The 17,152-nt window shown below is 73.0% G+C and carries 18 protein-coding genes; 7 read left to right on the top strand and 11 right to left on the bottom strand.

Translation table 11 applies throughout. The features are described from left to right. From DMB66_RS46235 to DMB66_RS46250, 4 genes are all read right to left on the bottom strand, one after another. The coding region (locus DMB66_RS46235) for an RNA polymerase sigma factor (RefSeq protein WP_148112831.1) at positions 1 to 713 on the bottom strand (713 nt) is incomplete at its 3' end. Between the two features lie 86 nt (positions 714 to 799). Further along, complete coding sequence (locus tag DMB66_RS46240) at positions 800 to 1,786, bottom strand: phosphotransferase (protein ID WP_199753020.1); 987 nt, start codon at positions 1,784 to 1,786, stop codon at positions 800 to 802. Then, the gene (locus DMB66_RS46245; RefSeq protein ID WP_125810472.1) at positions 1,783 to 2,088 is read right to left on the bottom strand and encodes a hypothetical protein; all 306 of its coding nucleotides are present in this window, start codon (positions 2,086 to 2,088) and stop codon (positions 1,783 to 1,785) included. Before DMB66_RS46245 ends, DMB66_RS46240 begins: the two co-directional genes overlap by 4 nt. 44 nt (positions 2,089 to 2,132) lie before the next feature. Then, a complete protein-coding gene (locus DMB66_RS46250) occupies positions 2,133 to 3,086 on the bottom strand; it encodes a GlxA family transcriptional regulator (RefSeq protein WP_125810473.1) in 954 nt (317 codons plus the stop codon). A 145-nt stretch (positions 3,087 to 3,231) separates the two neighbouring features. Between DMB66_RS46250 and DMB66_RS65405 the strand changes: the two genes are divergently transcribed. Beyond that, positions 3,232 to 3,363 (top strand): hypothetical protein, encoded by a 132-nt coding sequence (locus tag DMB66_RS65405; protein WP_255441350.1) that lies wholly within the window; start codon positions 3,232 to 3,234, stop codon positions 3,361 to 3,363. 66 nt (positions 3,364 to 3,429) lie between these two features. Here the strand turns inward: DMB66_RS65405 and DMB66_RS46255 are convergent, their stop codons facing one another. Then, positions 3,430 to 4,299: a hypothetical protein gene (locus DMB66_RS46255; RefSeq protein WP_125810474.1), complete on the bottom strand. Its 870-nt coding sequence runs from the start codon at positions 4,297 to 4,299 to the stop codon at positions 3,430 to 3,432. A 163-nt stretch (positions 4,300 to 4,462) separates the two neighbouring features. Between DMB66_RS46255 and zwf the strand changes: the two genes are divergently transcribed. Beyond that, entirely contained in the window at positions 4,463 to 5,857 is a 1,395-nt protein-coding gene (zwf, locus tag DMB66_RS46260) for a glucose-6-phosphate dehydrogenase (protein WP_125810475.1), read from the top strand. A gap of 45 nt (positions 5,858 to 5,902) precedes the next feature. Here the strand turns inward: zwf and DMB66_RS46265 are convergent, their stop codons facing one another. Beyond that, on the bottom strand, positions 5,903 to 6,106 hold the full coding sequence (locus DMB66_RS46265) for a hypothetical protein (RefSeq protein ID WP_199753021.1): 204 nt from the start codon (positions 6,104 to 6,106) through the stop codon (positions 5,903 to 5,905). 25 nt (positions 6,107 to 6,131) lie between these two features. Next, on the bottom strand, positions 6,132 to 6,407 hold the full coding sequence (locus tag DMB66_RS46270; protein WP_125810476.1) for a hypothetical protein: 276 nt from the start codon (positions 6,405 to 6,407) through the stop codon (positions 6,132 to 6,134). 212 nt (positions 6,408 to 6,619) lie between these two features. On the opposite strand from DMB66_RS46270, the gene DMB66_RS46275 reads away from it, so the two are divergent. Beyond that, entirely contained in the window at positions 6,620 to 7,039 is a 420-nt protein-coding gene (locus DMB66_RS46275) for a hypothetical protein (protein ID WP_125810477.1), read from the top strand. Positions 7,040 to 7,087: 48 nt separating this feature from the next. On the opposite strand, the gene DMB66_RS46280 is transcribed toward DMB66_RS46275, so the two are convergent. Continuing rightward, a complete protein-coding gene (locus tag DMB66_RS46280) occupies positions 7,088 to 7,291 on the bottom strand; it encodes a hypothetical protein (protein WP_125810478.1) in 204 nt (67 codons plus the stop codon). 26 nt (positions 7,292 to 7,317) lie between these two features. Beyond that, positions 7,318 to 8,136: a BTAD domain-containing putative transcriptional regulator gene (locus tag DMB66_RS46285; RefSeq protein WP_158647575.1), complete on the bottom strand. Its 819-nt coding sequence runs from the start codon at positions 8,134 to 8,136 to the stop codon at positions 7,318 to 7,320. Between the two features lie 264 nt (positions 8,137 to 8,400). Here DMB66_RS46285 and DMB66_RS46290 point away from each other — a divergent pair, with 264 nt between their 5' ends. Then, positions 8,401 to 10,359, top strand: a complete 1,959-nt coding sequence (locus tag DMB66_RS46290; RefSeq protein WP_125810480.1) for an acetyltransferase — start codon at positions 8,401 to 8,403, stop codon at positions 10,357 to 10,359. Positions 10,360 to 10,402: 43 nt separating this feature from the next. Here DMB66_RS46290 and DMB66_RS46295 read toward each other — a convergent pair whose 3' ends face one another. Next, positions 10,403 to 11,086 carry a response regulator transcription factor gene (locus tag DMB66_RS46295; RefSeq protein ID WP_125810481.1) on the bottom strand — a complete coding sequence of 228 codons (684 nt, stop codon included), beginning with the start codon at positions 11,084 to 11,086 and terminating at the stop codon, positions 10,403 to 10,405. A 53-nt stretch (positions 11,087 to 11,139) separates the two neighbouring features. After that, positions 11,140 to 13,992: an AAA family ATPase gene (locus tag DMB66_RS46300; protein WP_158647576.1), complete on the bottom strand. Its 2,853-nt coding sequence runs from the start codon at positions 13,990 to 13,992 to the stop codon at positions 11,140 to 11,142. Between the two features lie 211 nt (positions 13,993 to 14,203). On the opposite strand from DMB66_RS46300, the gene DMB66_RS46305 reads away from it, so the two are divergent. From DMB66_RS46305 to DMB66_RS46315, 3 genes are all read left to right on the top strand, one after another. Continuing rightward, a complete protein-coding gene (locus DMB66_RS46305) occupies positions 14,204 to 14,701 on the top strand; it encodes a hypothetical protein (RefSeq protein WP_125810483.1) in 498 nt (165 codons plus the stop codon). Further along, positions 14,698 to 16,014, top strand: coding sequence for a radical SAM/SPASM domain-containing protein (locus DMB66_RS46310; protein ID WP_125810484.1), 1,317 nt, complete (start codon positions 14,698 to 14,700; stop codon positions 16,012 to 16,014). Before DMB66_RS46305 ends, DMB66_RS46310 begins: the two co-directional genes overlap by 4 nt. A 363-nt stretch (positions 16,015 to 16,377) precedes the next feature. After that, positions 16,378 to 17,151, top strand: coding sequence for an aminoglycoside phosphotransferase family protein (locus DMB66_RS46315; protein WP_125810485.1), 774 nt, complete (start codon positions 16,378 to 16,380; stop codon positions 17,149 to 17,151). Position 17,152 lies beyond the last annotated feature (1 nt).

A 17,152-nucleotide genomic window follows, 5' to 3' on the forward strand; every position in this document is an offset into this window, starting at 1 on the left:
CGCCCCAGAGCGGAATCGCGCGACTCCTCCTCGGACGCGCGCCCCAGAGCGGAATCGCGCGACTCCTCCTCGGACGGACGCCCCGGGGCGGGATCGCGTGGCTCCTGCTCGGGTGGGCGTCCCGGCGCCGGGACGCGCTGTGACGGGACCGCCTGCCACATGGCCACCGCCTGTTTGCGGCCCAGCTTGAGCGCCGTGCGGACCGCCTCCGGCGTCTTGCCGACCAGCTGGGCGATCTCGGCGGGGGTCAGGCCCTGCGCGGACAGCTCGAGCGCCTCGCGGCGGGCCGGCGGCAGCTGGGCGAGTACTCCGGCGAACCACTCCTGCAGCTCGTATGCGACCAGCTCGGGATCGGCGCGCCCGGCGCCGAGCGCGCTGACGTCGGCGACCAGCACCTCGACGTCGCCGTGCCCGGCGCTGCGCCGCTGCTTGAGCCAGTGTGACCGGGCCGCCGTGCGCACCCAGGCGACCGGATGGGTCAGCTCCGACCAGCGGCGCAGCGCCTCCCGGATCGCCTCGGCAACGGCGTCCTGAGCCTCCCAGAGGTTGGCACCCTCACGCTGCAGGCTGTGCACGAGGCCCTGCCAGTAGCGCCGGAAGAACTCCTCGATCTGCGCGGCGGGCGGTGGATCGGGGATGGCCCCGGGTGGTGGAACGGGCGCCTGCGCACTGTCCACGTCGTCCGTGTCGTGCGTATCACGCGCCTCAACCACCGATGTCTCCGTTTCGCCCCGGGAACTCCCACCTAGTTAGGTCTCCGGGAGCCCGTCGGCGTGACATCGACGGCCGACATTTCTTTTCAGGCGCGGGCGAGGGCCTCCCGCATCGCGGCGGCCAGCCGTACGGTGGCGGCGAGGTCGGCGCGCCCGTCGGCCGCGGCGGCGGCGACCCCGAGCCGGTGGATGACCCGCTCGCGGGCGGTCATCGTGCCCCACTGCCAGTCCGCGCGCAGCATCCGGGCGAAGTGGTCCGTGCCGCGCCGCTCGGCGCGTTCGACCAGGGCGTCGCCCTGGACCACCCAGCCCAGGCAGGCGTCGGCGAGGTCACCGGGCGGGTCGCCGCCGCGCAGCGACCGCCAGGTGTCCCGGTACGCCCGCTCGGCGGCGAGCAGCACCGGCGCCGGCGTGGACCGCACGCACCAGCAGGTCGGGAAGCCGATCCGCAGGTAGGCGAGCTCGCTGAGGCCGGCGCCGGCGGCGGCGCCCTCCAGGTCGACGAAGCGGATGCCGCCGGCCGTGGAGATCTCGTTGCCCGGGCACGGGTCACCGTGCAGCAACTGGGCGCTGCCGGCCGCCCGGAGCCGGCCGAGCAGGGCGGACAGCTCGTCCTCGGCGCCGGCCGGGACCGGGACGCCGAGGGCCCGGGCCAGTGCGAGGAACGCGCGGATGTCCGGCGCCCCGGGGCCGGTGTCGGCGGGCAGGTCGCCGGGGCTGAGGGCGTGCAGGCGGGCCAGCGCGGTGGCGTAGCGGATCGCCCAGGGTCCGTCGTCCGGGACGGCGGCGAGGTGTTCGAGCACCAGCACCCGGTGGTCCCGGTCGGCGGCGAGCACCTCGGGCACGACCCGGGGGCGGCCGGCCCCGGCCAGGCGCAGGGCGAGCAACTCCCGGTCGAACCGGTCGACGGCGTCGGGGCCTCCGACGATCTGCTTGACGACGGTGGGCGTACCGGCGAACTCGGCCCGCCAGACCCGCGACCGCGGGCTGCTGACCAGGCTCCGGACGCGGCGCGGCCGGCCCAGCCGGTCGCGCAGCACCACGCCGAGCGGCAGCGTCCGCCGGAAGATCACTCCGCGATCATCCGGATGATCGCGTTACCGCCGAGCATGAGCACGTCGGCGCCGGCGACCAGGGCCATGGCCAGGTGCATCCGGCGGCTGGTCAGCTCGGGGTCGGACCCGGTCATCCCGAGCCCGGCGATGACCAGGGCGAGCAGCACCAGCGGCACGCCGAAGATGAGCAGCACCCCGACGGATCCGGGTGTGCGGTCCTGCACGACGAGCAGCGTGAGCATCACCGCCGGCCCGATGCCGAAGAAGAGCACGGCGAGCCCGCCGTACCATCGCAGCGACCGCGTCGCGTCCGTCACCATGCACCTCCGATGCGGGGGTCATGGTATCGAGAGCCGGTGACGGGTCAGCGGCTCCGGGTCCGGAACATCGACCGGTACGCCTGTGGTGTCGTGTCCAGCCGGTGCCCGAAGTGATGGCGCAGGGTGGCGGCGCCGCCGAAGCCGGCCCGGACGGCGATCGCGTCGACGCCCAGGTCGGAGTCTTCCAGCAGGCGGCGGGCCAGCAGCACCCGCTGGCCGATGAGCCAGTCGTGCGGGGTCGCGCCGGTCTCGGCCCGGAACTTGCGGGCGAAGGTGCGGGGCGCCATGTGCGCCTGCGCCGCCAGCGTGTCCACCGTGTGCGGCTGGTCCAGGCTCTCCAGCACCTGGGCCAGCAGCGGCTGCAGCGTCTCGCACTCGATCGGCTGCAGCGGCGTCTCGATGAACTGGGCCTGGCCGCCGTCGCGGTGCGGCGGCACGACCATCCGGCGGGCGAGCTGGGTGGCCACGGCGGAGCCGTGCTCCTCGCGGATCAGGTGCAGGCCGCAGTCGACGGCCGAGGCGGTGCCCGCGCTGGTGATGATGGTCCCGTCGGCCACGTAGAGCACGTCGGGGTCGACCTTCGCCAGCGGGAAGCGGGCCGCCAGCGCGTCGGAATGCCGCCAGTGGGTGGTGCAGCGGCGGTCGTCGAGCAGCCCGGCCGCGCCGAGCGCGAAGGCCGCGGTGCACACGCTCATCACCCACGCGCCGCGGGCGTGGGCGCGGCGCAGCATGTCGAGCACCGCGGCGGGCGGCTCCCAGTCGGGGTTGCCGGGCACGACCGCGACCAGGTCGGCCTCGTCGGCCGGGCCGAGGTCGTGGCTGGGCACGATGGTGAAACCCGACTGGGTACGGACCGGGCCGCCGTCGACGCTGCACACGGCGAAGTCGTAGGCGGGCAGTCCCTCGGCGGTGCGGTCGTAGCCGAAGAGCTCACAGATCACACCGAGCTCGAAGACGGCCACGTCGGGAAGGGCGATGACAGCGACACTGCGCAACATGCCGCCAGCCTACGACGGGTTGGCAGGATTTTGAAGATGTATGGCATCTCTGCCACTGTCCGAACCCGCGCCGCCGGTCCATGCTGGTAACAAGCAACCCGGTGCGCACCGGCAAACAACTCGCCGGAACAAGGGTGTGAACGTCATGGGAATCGCCATCCTGCTCTTCTTCGTCGCCATCGCCATCGCCTCGGGCGCCGGGCTCACCTTCGACAGCCGCGACAGCGGCGACTGGAAGCCCACCGCCGACGGCGTGCGCGCGCCGGACCGATTTTGACCCGGACGCACGGCACCGGCCCGCCCCGCAGGTGACTGCGGGCCGGGCCGGTGCCGTGCGGTGCGACTAGTTCTTCTTCGTCGTCGCCTTGTGCTCCTCGGCGGCCTGCTCGTCGGCAGCCTCGTCGGCGGCACCGGCGTCGTCAGCCTCGTTGGCCTGGTCCTCGGCACCGGCCTGCTCGTCGGCAGCGGCGCCCTCGCCGGCCGCGTCCTTGGCGGCGGCGAGGTCCAGGCACGCGATCAGCAGAGTCGCACGGGCATCCGTCACCGCGGCGTCGAGATCCTCGGCTGCGGCACCGTCCTGCTCGGCAGCCTCCTGCTCGGCAGCCTCCTTCTCCTTGGCGGCCTGCTCGGCGGCTTCCTTGTCCTTGGCGGCCTCGCGAGCGGCCTGCTCGGCCGCGCGCTCCTCGGCGGCCTTGCCCATGTCCTTGACGTACTTCTTCGCCACGGCCTTCTTGGCCTTCTTGGACATCTCGGCCGGAGCCTTGCCGTCCGCGGCATCCTCCTCGGCGGCGCCCTCTTCAGCGGCACCTTCCTCGGCGGCGCCCTCCGCGGCGGCCTGGTCGATCACGAACTGATCGCACGCGGCCTCGAGTGTCGCGGCAGCCGCATCGGCGGCATCGCCCGCGCCGACTTCCTCCTCGGGCGCCAATTGCTCACCGTCGCAGATGACGGCGCCCGCGTTGATTTCCAGCTTCTCGCAGCCGGCGATATCGAAGTTCTGGCCGTCAACGGCCACGATCTCGGAAGCCTGGGCCTGCTCGCCCGCCGAGGCGAACTGCAGTCCGGTGACACCACCCACCACCAGCACACCAGCGATGACCGCGCCGCCGATCGCCTTACGGTTGAACCCGGTCGTACCGGCTCCGATGCGTCGTCGCTGTCGCAGTCTCATCACCACTCCTAGTCGTTGGCTATCAATGTCGTTCGGGATCAAGTACGCGACGGCACCACACCTGGGTTCAGTTCCTGGGCGAATTCATCCGGTTCAAAATATCGGCGATTATTTTCGGCAGATTGTGAAGCGGGGGCGGCCGGCGTCACAGGACCCGGTCGCGCGTCCGCGGTTAGCCGGCCGCCGAACGGAGAATGCTGGGGACATGGCGACGACGAAGACCGTGTTCGTACTGTTCGGGGCCACCGGCGACCTGGCGCGGCGGATGGTGCTGCCCGCCTTCTACACGCTGGCCATCGAGGGGCTGCTGCCCGCCGACTGGGTGCTGGTCGGCAACGGGCGCGGCGACGTGGCGCACGAGGACTTCCGCCGGCGCGTGCACGACGCGCTGGTCGAGTTCGGACCGCACCCGGGCAAGGGCCCGTGGCACGAGTTCGAGCAGCGGCTGCTCTTCGCCGGCGGCGGCTTCACCACCGACTCCCCCGGCAGCCTGCTCGACGTGATCGGCGGCGCCCGGCGCAGGCTGGGCCCGAAGGCGGAGCTCGTGCACTACCTGGCGGTGCCGCCGCAGACCTTCCCCGAGCTGACCAGGGCACTCGGGGAGCACGGCCTGGCCGCGGGCGCCCGGGTGGTCTACGAGAAGCCGTTCGGCACCTCCCCGAAGGACTTCCGCTCGCTCAACCGGATCGTGCACGCCGTGCTGGACGAGTCGCAGGTCTACCGGATCGACCACTTCCTGGGCAAGGAGGCGACGCAGAACCTGCACGTGATCCGCTTCGCCAACGAGCTCTACGCGGCGATGTGGAACCGAGAGCACGTCGAGAGCGTGCAGATCGACGTGCCGGAGACCCTCGGCGTCGAGAACCGGGCCGGCTTCTACGACGCGACCGGCGCCGTGCTGGACATGCTGGTCACCCACCTGTTCCAGGTCGCGGCGGAAATCGCCATGGAGCCGCCGGCCAGCCTGGGCGCCGCCGACCTGCAGTCGGCCCGGGAGCGGGTGATCCGCTCGTTCCGCCCGCTGGACCCGGCCGAGGTGGTGCGGGGACAGTTCGACGGCTACCGCGACATCACGGGTGTCCGGCCGAGGTCCAGGACCGACACCTTCGTCGCCGCGAGACTGTGGATCGACAACCCACGGTGGAAGGGCGTGCCGTTCCTGCTGCGCACCGGCAAGCGGATGGCCGCGAGCGAGCAGCGGGTGACCATGGTGCTGCGCACCCCGCGGCGCCCGCTGACCGGCCTGTCGCCGCAGACGAACACCCTGACGTTCTCGCTGGCCGGCGACGGCGCGATCGAGCTGGGCCTGCTGGCCAAGACGCCGGGTGTCGAGCTGCGGGTCGAGCCCGCGACGCTCGGGCTGCCGCTGGACCAACTGCCGGGCAACGAGCCGCTGCCGCCGTACGTGCGGCTGATCCACGACGTGCTGCTCGGCGACCGGTCGCTGTTCACCCGCCCGGACGGGCTGGCGGCGGCCTGGCGCACGGTGCAGCCGATCCTCCAGGCGCCGCCACGCCTGGCGAAGTACCCACAGGGCTCGTGGGGCCCGCCGGCGGCACGCAAGCTCGCGGCGCCGCACCGGTGGCTGCTGGGCCAGTGAGTACAGCGTTGGCCCGCCGTGCCCACCATGCCGACAGACAGTAACTCAGGCGCCGTCCGGGTCGCTGAAGAACACGAAGCCGACGTTGTCCAGCGGATCGTCGACCGGGGCCGGATTCTCGCCCGGCGCCCGCACCGCGCTGTTCTCCACGCCCCGGGCGACGAGTTCGGCGCGCGCCTCGGGCACCACCAGTTGCAGGCCCCTGAGCGAGCCCGTTGGTATGTCAGTGCCGCCGGAGGTCGCTGTCATGCCGCGGGTGGTGGCCGGAGCAGGATCAGTGCAGGCTCTTGCGCCGCTTCTTCTCGGCGCTGAGGATCGCTCGTGCGTCCTGCCGGCTCAGGCCGAGCTCGTTCAGCAACCGGCGGTGCGGCACGCTCAACAGGGCTCCGATGGCGACGCCGACCAGGGCACCGGGCACGAACGACACCCCGGCGCTGGCCATCGCCACGACGATCGCCACCAGGACGACGACCGCCACCAACGCCGAGATGTTGAGTTTGCGCTGGGAGCTGACCAGCCGGTCGAGCTCGCTGGGGGTAAGACTGGACACGGGAATCTCCGATCGTCGGCAACGGCGAGAACATAGCCGGATCGGTGATCACGCGAGGCTCTGATTGGACGCGCTTGGACACGGCTGGACAATGCCGTCGGCACGCTCTTACCGGATTCGTCTCGGTGGTTAGGTCGCAGGTAAGGGCCGTGTAACCGGGTGGCGGCATGCTCCGCCCATCGGCAGCGACCTGCTGCCGGGGAGAGGAAGACATGGCTCAGATCCAGTTTCCCAACGTGCTCTTCAGCCCGGGCACGTTCAACGCGACGATCGTGGACAACAGCGGCGCTCCCGCCTCGGTCCTGGAGGCCGGTGCCCCGTTCCGGATCGACACGGACTGGTCGGTCGACGCCCTCACCGCTCTGCTGCTGGGCGGCGAGTGGACGGTCACCGCCTATGTCGAGTCGGTCGGGCCGGGGCCGGAACAGGAGATCGGGACCACGACGCTCGCGGTCAACGGCGGGCAGAACTACGCCGCCACCGTAGCGGTGCCGGCGAACACCCTGCCCAACCCGCCGATCGCGCCGACGTCGGGGATCTACAAGGTCGTCACCGTGCTCACCCACCGCAACTTCGGTACGCCCAGCAACGTGGCCGCCGTCGTGGAGGGGCCGGTGTTGCGGATCGCGTAGCCCGCGGGTCGCGGATGGCGGTCTCCGGCCGGGGCCCGCCATCCCGCGTCAGGCGGGACCCACCCGCGCGGGCGACAACCGGACGCCGCCGACCGAGCCGCGATGCAGGGCAGCCCGGTCGCCGTGATCGATCACCACGAGCCCGCCGCCGGCCGGGTCGACGATCAGGCGGCGGCCGCACTCGTCGTCCTCGCAGGTGAAGAGCAGGCCACCCGGGCTGACGGCGCATGTCAACTGGTGAAATGTGGTCATTCATCGACCGTACGCCGACCGGGCCGTCACGCAACCCTGGTCACGCGGTCGTGCCGGGGATGGCTCAGTTCCTCGAAGAGGGCGGTCGTCCGGGACGACGGCCGCACGCGCAGCGCGGTCCACAGCAACTCCACGAGCCGGTGGTACTGGGACAGCGCCAGGTGCCGCTGGCCGGCCGCCGCGTAACACGTCATCAGCCGCCGGTGCACCGCCTCGTTGCACGGGTCGATCTCCAGCAGCCGCCGGGCGAGCACCGCCGCCGGCCCGTAGGCACCGTCCGCGAGGTAGCGCTCGACCAGGCGGCCCTGCACGTCGATCACGTCGAGCCGCAGCCCGTCCCGGATCGGCGCGGCCCACTCCACGTACGGTTCGTCGGCGAGGAAGTCGCCCCCGTACAGCTGGCAGGCCGCCTCCTGGTCGTGCCGGGCAGCCACCTGGTCGCCACGCCGCTCGGCCAGCGCGCCGGCGGCGCGGTGCCGCTCGAAGCGTTCGATGTCGGTCCACACGGCCACCGCGTCCGCGATCCGGTAGGTGTCGAAGCGCCGCTCGATCGCCGCCCGCGGATGCGCCGTCCGCAGCGCCTGCCGGACGTGGCTGAGCGCGACGTGCAGGCTGTTACGCGCCGCGGCCGGTGCGGTGCCCGGCCAGAGGGCCTCGATCAGCACGTCCCGCGGGACCGGCGCCCGCCGGTGCGCCAGCAGGTAGGCCAGGACGTGGCGGGTGCGGCGGCGGGAGGTCGTGTCGACGGGCACACCGTCGATCGTGACCTGGAAGGTGCCCAGGAAATGGGCGGCGAGCAGCGGCCGCCGGCCGTCGGCCGGCGGCGGCCCGGTGAAGGTTCCCATCGTTCGCATCCCTCGGATCGGCGTCCGCGGCGCGCCGAAACGGCACGCCACCAATTCGAGGATTCCCTTTTCCGGCGGCACCGGCGTCCGTCCGATGCGGGTACGCCGAACTACGTTATCGCGCTGACCGGGCTAGGTAATCGCGCGTGCCGGACGCCGCGCGTACGTCTCTGATCCGACAGGGGAAATCAGTTGAGTGGCGGACGAGGCCGGCGGATTTCCGGCGAATAATCGGAGCACCGGACCAAGATTAAGGACTCAGCCATGGGCGATCTGACGCCGATCCCGCAGTCCCTGCCTGACGGCCGCTACGAGGGTGGCAACGGCACCTATTTCGTGGAGCTGCGAATAGATGTCGGCGATTCCCAGGTCGTCAGCGGCGACGTCTTCCTCGCGGGCGCCGCACCGCGCCGGCCCGTGGCCTCGGTGCGGACCGAGCCGGGCCTGGCGGTCACCCAGCCGCACGGTGCCTGGCGGGCGGTCTGGCAGTCGAGCGACCGGGTGGTCGTCCCCGGCGACCTCGCCGTCGAGGCCGTGCCGGGGCGCGGCGCCGCGGCCGTCGTGCGGCTGCGCCCCGACCGGGGCCTGAACGGCCTGCCCGCCGGCAACGAGGTGATCGTGCTGGTGCAGTGGGTCGCGGCGGAGTTCCGCCGGCTCGGCGTCGAGACCGAAACCGAGATGGACGTGCTGTGGCCCCAGCCGCTGCAGTGGGAAGGCCTGCGGATCACCGTCCGGGAGTGCCTGCGCCTGGCCGGTTTGGAGGCCTCGGGCGTGGGCCAGCCCGGGATGCTCCCGCGCAACCTCCCCGGCTGGGAGTGGAACGAGTCAAACGTCTTCGACCTGCAGCGCGACCTGCAGCGGCTGCACGACGTGATGGACGGCTCGGCCCAGGCCGCCCTCGCCGTGCCGAGCTGGGAGGTCCATCTGCTCATGCTCACCCGGGCGACGAAGCCGGGCCTGTTCGGGGTGATGTTCGACGTGATCGACCTGCTGCCCCGGCAGGGCCTCGCCGTCTTCGTCCAGGAGATCCGCGACCGCACCCCGGTCGACGAGGAGGACCGGCGGATCATCCACACCACGGTGCACGAGCTGGGCCACGCCCTCAACCTCGCCCACCGGTTCGAGCGGGTCCTGGGGCGGGCCGACTCGATGTCCTTCATGAACTACGACTCCGAATACCGCGGCGGCGGCCGGGAGGACGACTACTGGCGGCAGTTCGCCTATCGGTTCGACCCCGACGAGGTGGCCTTCATCCGGCACGGGCCGCTCTCGTCGGTCATGCCCGGGACGGCGCCCTTCCACTCGGTCAACTACTGGGGAAGCACACCGGGCGCCCGCCCGGAGTTCGTCCCGGCGGAGCCGACCCCCGGCTTCCGGCTGGCCCTCGAGCCGCCGGACGCCGGGACGCTGTTCGACTTCGGCCAGCCGGTCTATCTGCAGGTGTCCCTGACGAACAACGGCACCCGCGGCGTCATCCTGCCGCCGGACGCCCTCGACATCAAGGCCGGCCTGCTGGAGGTGCTGGTCGAGCGCTACTCGGGGGTGGGCGTCACCCGGGTGAGCGAGGCCCAGCCGTTCGTGCCCATGCTGCAGCGGTGTCTCGATCTCAGGTCCAGCCCGAGCGTGCTGCAGCCCGGGATCCCCCAGACGGAGAACATCAGCCTGTCGTTCGGCGCCGGCGGCTTCACCATGGCCGACCCGGGCCGGTACCGGCTGACCCCGCTGCTGACCATCGCCGATCCCGACGATCCGGGCCGGTCCGCCACCCTGGTGATCCGCGGCGAGTCGCTGACCATCCAGGTCGCCTACCCGAAGACCCGCCGGGACGAGATGAACGCGATGGAGCTCTTCCGGCCGGACGTGGGCGCCTGGTTCGCGCTCGGCGGCAGCAACGCCCTGAGCCAGGCCCGGGAACTGCTGACCGAGATGGGCGAGGCACGCCGCAAGGACGCCCGGGACACGACCGACCCGATCGCGTCGGTGATCGCGCGAAGCCTCGGCATCTACGCCAGCCGCCCGTACGTGCGATACCGCGACGGCGAGTACGTGCGGCATCCGGCCGAGGTCGGCCGGGCCGCCGACCTGCTCGGCGGCCTGGCCAAGGATGACACGGCGATGCGCTGCTTCGACCCGGCCACCGCCGAGGCGACCAGGAAGCTGGCCAAGGAGCAACGGGCCAAGGCGAAGAGATGGGTCAGGCGCGCCCGGCCCCGCCGGCGGTGACCCGGACCAGCCCAAGGCGCAACGGCCAAGGCGAAGAGATGGGTCAGGCCCGACCGGCCCCGCCGGCGGTGACCCGGACCAGGCCGGAGCGGTAGGCCACCACGACCGCCCGGGTCCGGTCGCGACAGTGCAGCTTCATCAGGATGCGGCCGATGTGCGTGCGGACCGTCGCCTCGCTGAGGTAGAGCCGGCCGGCGATCTCCATGTTGCCCAGCCCGTTGGCCAGCAGCACGAGGACCTCGCGCTCCCGGGCGGTCAGCAGCCGGACGTAGCCGACGACGTCTTCCCCGGTGGCCGGGCGGCTCGACAGCTCCGCCAGCATCGCGTCCACGACCGCGGTCTCGAGCCAGGTGCCGGCCACGGCGACGGCCCGGACCGCACCGATCAGCACCTCCGGCGGGCTGGACTTGAGCAGGAACCCGGCCGCGCCGGAGCGCAGGGCAGCGAACGCGTGGCGGGGGTCGCGGTCCGAAGTCATCGCCAGCACGCGGCAACCGTCCGCGACCAGCTTGCCGATCAGGTCGCCGTCGGCGCAGCCCGGCAGCAGCAGTTCCATGATCACGACGTCGGGCAGGTGGGTGGCGGCCGCCGTGCGCAGTGCCTCCGCGCCGGACGCCTCCGCCAGCACCTCGATGCCGGGCTGCGCGGCGAGCAGCGCGCCGAGGCCGGCCCGGATCAGTGGCTGGTCATCCGCGACCACCACCCGGATGGTCAAGGGTGTCGACATGGCGGGCCTCCGATTCAGCGATGCTGCTGCCATCGTCGGCTCGGAACCGGCCCTCAGGCGTCAGGGTAGCCACCCTGAGAATTGCCCGCGAGAGCCGGCTCCAGCTGGTCGCGCCGGGTGACGGCCAGCTTGCGGTAGACCGCGGCCAGATGCGTCTCGACGGTCTTGATGCTCACGTACAGGCCCTCCGCGATCTCGCGGTTCGTCCGCCCGGCGGCGGCCAGCCGGGCCACTGTGGCCTGGCTGTCGGTCAGCGAACCGACGCCGGTCACCCTGGTCCGCCGCGGGCGGCCGCCGGCGGCGTGCAGGTCGTCCGCCACCCGGCGGCCCAGCCGGGTCATGCCGAGCCGTCCGGTGTGATCGAGGGCCTCGGCGAGCACGGTACGGGCCTCCCGCAGGCGCCCGGCGCGGCGCAGCGCCGCGCCGTGGCTCGCCTGGACCCGGGCCAGCACGGGCAGCCGCGGTGTGCCGGCGCACACCCGGGTCGCCTCCTCGAGCAGGGCGACGGCCCCGCGGGCGGGCGCGAACGACGCGCGCCGGCGCAGGGCCAGGGCGAGGCGGAAGGACGGACCGTGCCGGCGCCGGATGGCGAGCTCCCGTTCGGCCTCCCGGATGGCCGCGTCGCGGTCGCCGAGCAGCTCGTGCGCGTGGCTGGCGACGAGATGCGCCTCGAACTCGATCTCCCGTTCGGTCGGGGCCGCCGCGCCGGCGGGGAGGGCGAGCCGGGCGAGCGCCTGCGCCGGCCGGCCGGACAGCAGGTCGCCGAGCGCACCGATCACGCCGGCCTCGACCGGGCCGAGCAGCAGCTCCCGGCCGGCCTCGCGGTAGTCGCCCCGCTCCAGGTGCAGGCAGCCGCGGGCATAGTGGGCGAGGCCGGTGTAGACCGCGAGCCGGTGCCGGCCGGCGAACTCCTCCGCGTAGTCCAGGCGGGCCAGGGCCTCCTCGAACCGCCCGCGGCGCAGCGTGTTGAGCACCGTCCGGTGGGTCCACTCGGCCTGCAGATCCGGCGCGGCGCCGCGCAGCCGGGCCACGTCGGGACACAGTCTCTCCAGTACGGCCTCCGCGTCGGCCATCGCCTCGACCGACGCGAGGTACGCCGCGGCTTCGAGCGCCGCCAGGGTCTCCCAGTAGGTCAGCGGCCGGTCGGCGGGCAGCCCTCGCACAGATCGACGCAGGTGCGCCAGGAACTCGTCGGGCCGGCAGGCGTCGGCGGCCCGGCAGTGGATCGCCGCGCAGAGCAGCAGGCGCCGCTGCTCGCCCGACTCCATGGGAAGGCTGCCCAGGTCGAAGTCGAAGAGCTCGGCGGGCGCGTTCTTGGCCAGCCCGGTCGCGACGTGCACCAGGAGTTGGGCGCGCAGGCGTAGCTCCGCCGCGCTCGCTCCGTACGGTTTGGCGGCGAACGCCCGGTCGTGCAGCCGCGTCGCGCCCTCCTGGTCGTCGAGCGCGTAGAGCAGCTCGAAGAGCTCGGCCATGGCGCTGATCGCCAGCTCCCGCGGCCCGGTTTCGGCCACCTCGATCAGGTGGGCCCGGGCCGCGGCCGGCTCGCCGACCGCACGCTCCGACTCGGCGAGGGCGAGCAGCACCGCGGGACGCGCCGACGCGGACGGCGGCTCAGCGAGCGCCCGCTGGAGCAGTTGGTGCGCCACCGTGACCGAGCCCGCCGCGAGATCCTGACGGGCCTCGTCCGTCAGGAGCCGCACGGTCTGTGCCGACCCGGTCGGCGGCGCCAGGATCAGGTGCTGGACGACCTGGCGGGCCGGTGCGGCCGCGTCGTCCAGCAGGCGGGCCGCCCGGGCGTGCAGCGCGCCGAGCCCGCCGGGCCCGACGGTGTGCTCGACGGCGACCCGGACCAGCGGATGGTTGAACCCGGCCGGATCGGTGCGGGCCAGGATCGCGGCCGCGGCCAGCCGGGCCGCCTCGTGGCCCGCCCGGCCCGCGTCGATCCCGGCCAGGGCGGACACCTGCCACAGCGGGGTGTCGTCGCCGAGCACCGCCGCCGCCTGGGCCAGCCGGGTGGCGACCTCGCCCAGCTCGCCGAGCCGGCCCTGGACGGTCCGGACGAGGGCGTCCGGGCCGGTCGCCGCGAGCTCGCCGGCGGCGCTCACGCCTGGCGGCAGGCCGGCCGCGACCAGTGGCCGGATCAGTTCCCGGAGATAGAACACGTTTCCGCCGCTGGCCTGGGTGCAGGCGCGGACGAAGGCCTCGTCCGGCGCCCGGCCGAACGCGCCGCGCAACACCGCGGCGGCGCCGCTCTCGGTGAGCGGCGCCGGGCGTACCAGGCTCGCCCAGCCGAGCGTGGCGAGCCGCGCCAGCAGCGGCTGAACGGCCGGATCCGCCGTCGGCCGGGCGGCCACCAGGATCGCCAGCGGGATGGTCCGCAGATCCTCGGCCGCGTCGCAGAGCACTCGCAGCGAGTCGACGTCCGCCCAGTGCGCGTCGTCGACGGCGACCAGCAGCGAGCCCTCCTCGGCCAGTGCGGCGAGCAACCAGTGACAGCCGTAGTCGACACCCGCGTCGCTGCCGGCGCCCGGGATGAAGAGCGGGGCCGCGAACGCCGGGGCGCCGGTGAGCGCGCCGGGCCCACCCCGGGCGGCCACCGCCGGGCCGAGGAGCCGGCGCAGCAGGTCGTACGGCGCGGTGGCGGCGAGGTGGCGCGCGCGGGCCCAGAGCGTCCGGACGCCCGCCTCGGCCGCCATCTCCCGGGCGGCCTCGAGCAGGGCGGTCTTGCCGATCCCGGCGACGCCCTCGACGACGACCACGCGGGCCGTGTCGCTGGGCCCGCCGTCGGGCCCGCCGCCCTGGATGCCGCGCAGGCAGTCGGCCAGCGCGGCCAGCTCATGTGTGCGCTCGACCATCGCCGGTGGCCGGCCGGTGGCCGCGCCGACGACCCGTGGCCGCCCATCCATGGCAACGATGTTATACACGGGTGAGACCCGGACGCATTCAGTTATTGAGCAGCGAGTCTGTCCGCTTGGTTGATTGACGGACATGGTGGTCATAGGAATTGTTCGAGGGGATACCGGTGGCCCGCGGCCATCATTCGATCAATCAGTTAGATCAATTCAAATGCGGGAGTGATCGCTCATGACTGATGGTTCCGGGAAGCCCCGACTATTCATGATCCGCATCGACGGCGAGCCCCAGAAATATTATTCCGAGGCGTTTCGCCAGGCCGCCGAGCTGCTCATCGCGTACGCCGACGGCTTCACCGCCGGCCGCGCCCAGCCCTCCGGCGACGGCCCGGGAGGCTCGCCGTCGACCGGGAGCTCCGGGACAACCATCGCGCCGAAGGGCGACGGCTTGGGCTTCGCGACGAATCCCGGACCCGCTGCCGGGGCGTCACCCGCAGCAGCGCCCTCCCCCGAAAGCCCAAAGCCCGCGGGGACGACACCGCCCGCCGCCGTACGCACAGAGGTGGAGCGAGCGGCGGATGACAAGGCCAGTGCGGCAACGGCAAGCGCAGTCGTCCCCGCGGGCATCATGTCGATCTGCGGACCGATCTACCAGGCCGGTCCGGCCCTTCTCCCGGTGGCGGGCGAGATGCCATCGCCGCGCGAGATCGTCCTGGTCTGGGGCCCCAACGCTTACGCCGAGGTCGAGCGGCGGCTCAAGTGAGGGAGTCCCGCTACAACATCTGGGTCGACGACGGCACCCAGTCGTATGTGTACAACGGTTTCTCCGGCAAGGTCGCCGCCGTGCCCACCGCGCAGCGCGAGCCGATCGTCCGGTTCCTGGCCGGCGACGACGCCGCACCGGCGGATCCCGCGCTGCTGCACGCCCTGGTCGACGGCCAGATGATCGTCGCGGACGGGTTCGACGAGCTGTCCCTGTTGCGCCGGCGCTACGCGCTGACCCGGCGCAACGCCGACCGCTTCCACCTGACCGTCGTGACGAGCCTGGGCTGTAACTTCGACTGCCCGTACTGCTTCGAGGCCAAGCACCCGTCGCTGCTCGACGACGCGGTCCAGGAGCGGCTGCTGCGCCTCGTCGACGTCAAGCTCCGGACGGTCCGCGCGTTGTCCGTGCTCTGGTACGGCGGCGAGCCACTGGTCGGCTTGACCGCCCTGCTCGGGCTCTCCGACGAGTTGCTGGCCCGCGCCGCCGGGGCCGGCGCGAGCTACACGGCCGCGATCATCACCAACGGCTATCTGCTCACCGAGCCGGTCGCGCGGCAACTGCGCGGCCGGGGCGTCACCGCCGCGCAGGTGACCATCGACGGCCCGCCCGAGGTGCACGACCGGCGGCGGCCGCTGGCCGGCGGCCGGGGCACCTTCGCCACCCTGCTCGAGAACGTCACGGCGGTCGCCGACCTCCTCGATGTGTCCGTCCGGGTCAACCTGGACGCCGAGAACGTCGGCCAGGCACCCCGGCTGCTGGCGATCCTGGCGGCGAACGGCCTGGCCGGCCGGGTCGGCGTCCATCCCGGACATGTCGTGACACCGGCCGGCAACACGCGCGCGCCGAGCGCGCGATACCGCGCCGCCTGCCTGCCCCGTGCCGAGTACGCCGCGGCCGAGCAACGCTTCTTCGACGTGGCCGCCGACCTGGGCTTCGCCACACCCGGCCCGCCCGGACCGGTGGGCGCGCCGTGCACGGCGGTCCGGGACAACGAACTGGTGGTCGGCTCCCGGGGCGAGCTCTACAAGTGCACCGAGACCGTCGGCGACGGGTCGGAGGTCGTCGGCAACCTGCTGAACTGGCCGCAGGCCGGCGACCGCCTGATGAAGTGGCTGACCTACGACCCGTTCGCCGACGCCGAGTGCCGAGCCTGCCCGGCGCTGCCGGTCTGCATGGGCGGCTGCGCCTACCACGCGATGGACGGGCGGCTGCGCGACTCGCGCTGCTCGACCTTCCGCTTCAACCACGAGGAACAGGTCCGGCGCCTGATCACCCGGCGTGCCCGCCGGCCCGCGCCCGCCGGATCCTGACCCCGGCTGCGGCGGCCGTGTCGGCACACCGCCTCGGCGGTGCCGGCGGCGTCGGCGTCGGGTGTCGGCGCCAGTGCCAGTGCCGGTGTCGGCGCCAGTGCCAGTGCCAGTGCCGGTGCCAGTGCCAGTGCCCGGTGTCGGCGCCAGTGCCAGTGCCGGTGTCGGCGCCAGTGCCGGTGTCGGCGCCAGTGCCAGTGCCGGCGCCAGCCGGCTCCACGAACTGCGGCGTCACGGTCGCCGTGCCAGTGCCGGTGTCGGTGTCGGCGCCGGTGCCCGAACGCTGCTCCGCGCGGGTCGGTCGGATAGCCGACGGCTCGCGGTAATCCGGTGTCGCTGCCGCGCGAGGCCCGGTACACAAAGTGGATGCGCGAAGTGACCCTGCCCGGCGGTAACACCACCGGCGCCGTGCTGATCGACGGTGTCGTCCACAAGCCGGCCCAGCCGTGGACGGCGACGGTGCACGCCTTGTTACGGCATCTGGCGGATGGCGGCTTCGACGCCGCTCCCCGCGCGCTCGGCTTCGACGGGCAGGGCCGCGAGATGCTCACCTATCTGCCGGGAGAGACGATCGGCGACCGGGATCCCTGGCCCGGCTGGGCATCGACCGACCCGATGCTGGCCCAGGTCGGCCGGTGGCTGCGACGGGTCCATGATCTGACAGCCGGCTTCACGCCGCCCGCGGACCAGCGCTGGTTCATCGGCGGCGCGACCGGGCCCGGGCTGATCGTCGGGCACCAGGACGCGGCTCCCTACAACGCGGTGGTGGACGGCGACCGGCTGGTCGGCTTCTGCGACTGGGACATCGCCGGCCCGTCTTCGCGGGATTGGGATCTGGCCTTCTCCGCGCTGACCTGGGTGCCACTCGCGTCTCCGCGCGACGGCACACCGGCAAGCGACCACGACCTGCGGGAGCGGTCCCGCCGCCTGCATCTTCTGCTTGACGCGTACGGCTACGACGGCGACCGGCGTGCGTTCGCCGCCGTGGTGCCGCAGCGGGCCCGGCGGCAGGCCGATGTCATCCGCAGCATGGCCGACGCCGGGGACGCCGCGGCGACCGCACTGCTCCCCATCGCGGACCTTCTCGAACGATCCGCGACCGACGTCCAGGCCCTGCCAGACAACTTCTGGGCACACTGAT

It is taken from the genome of Actinoplanes sp. ATCC 53533 (assembly GCF_003947245.1).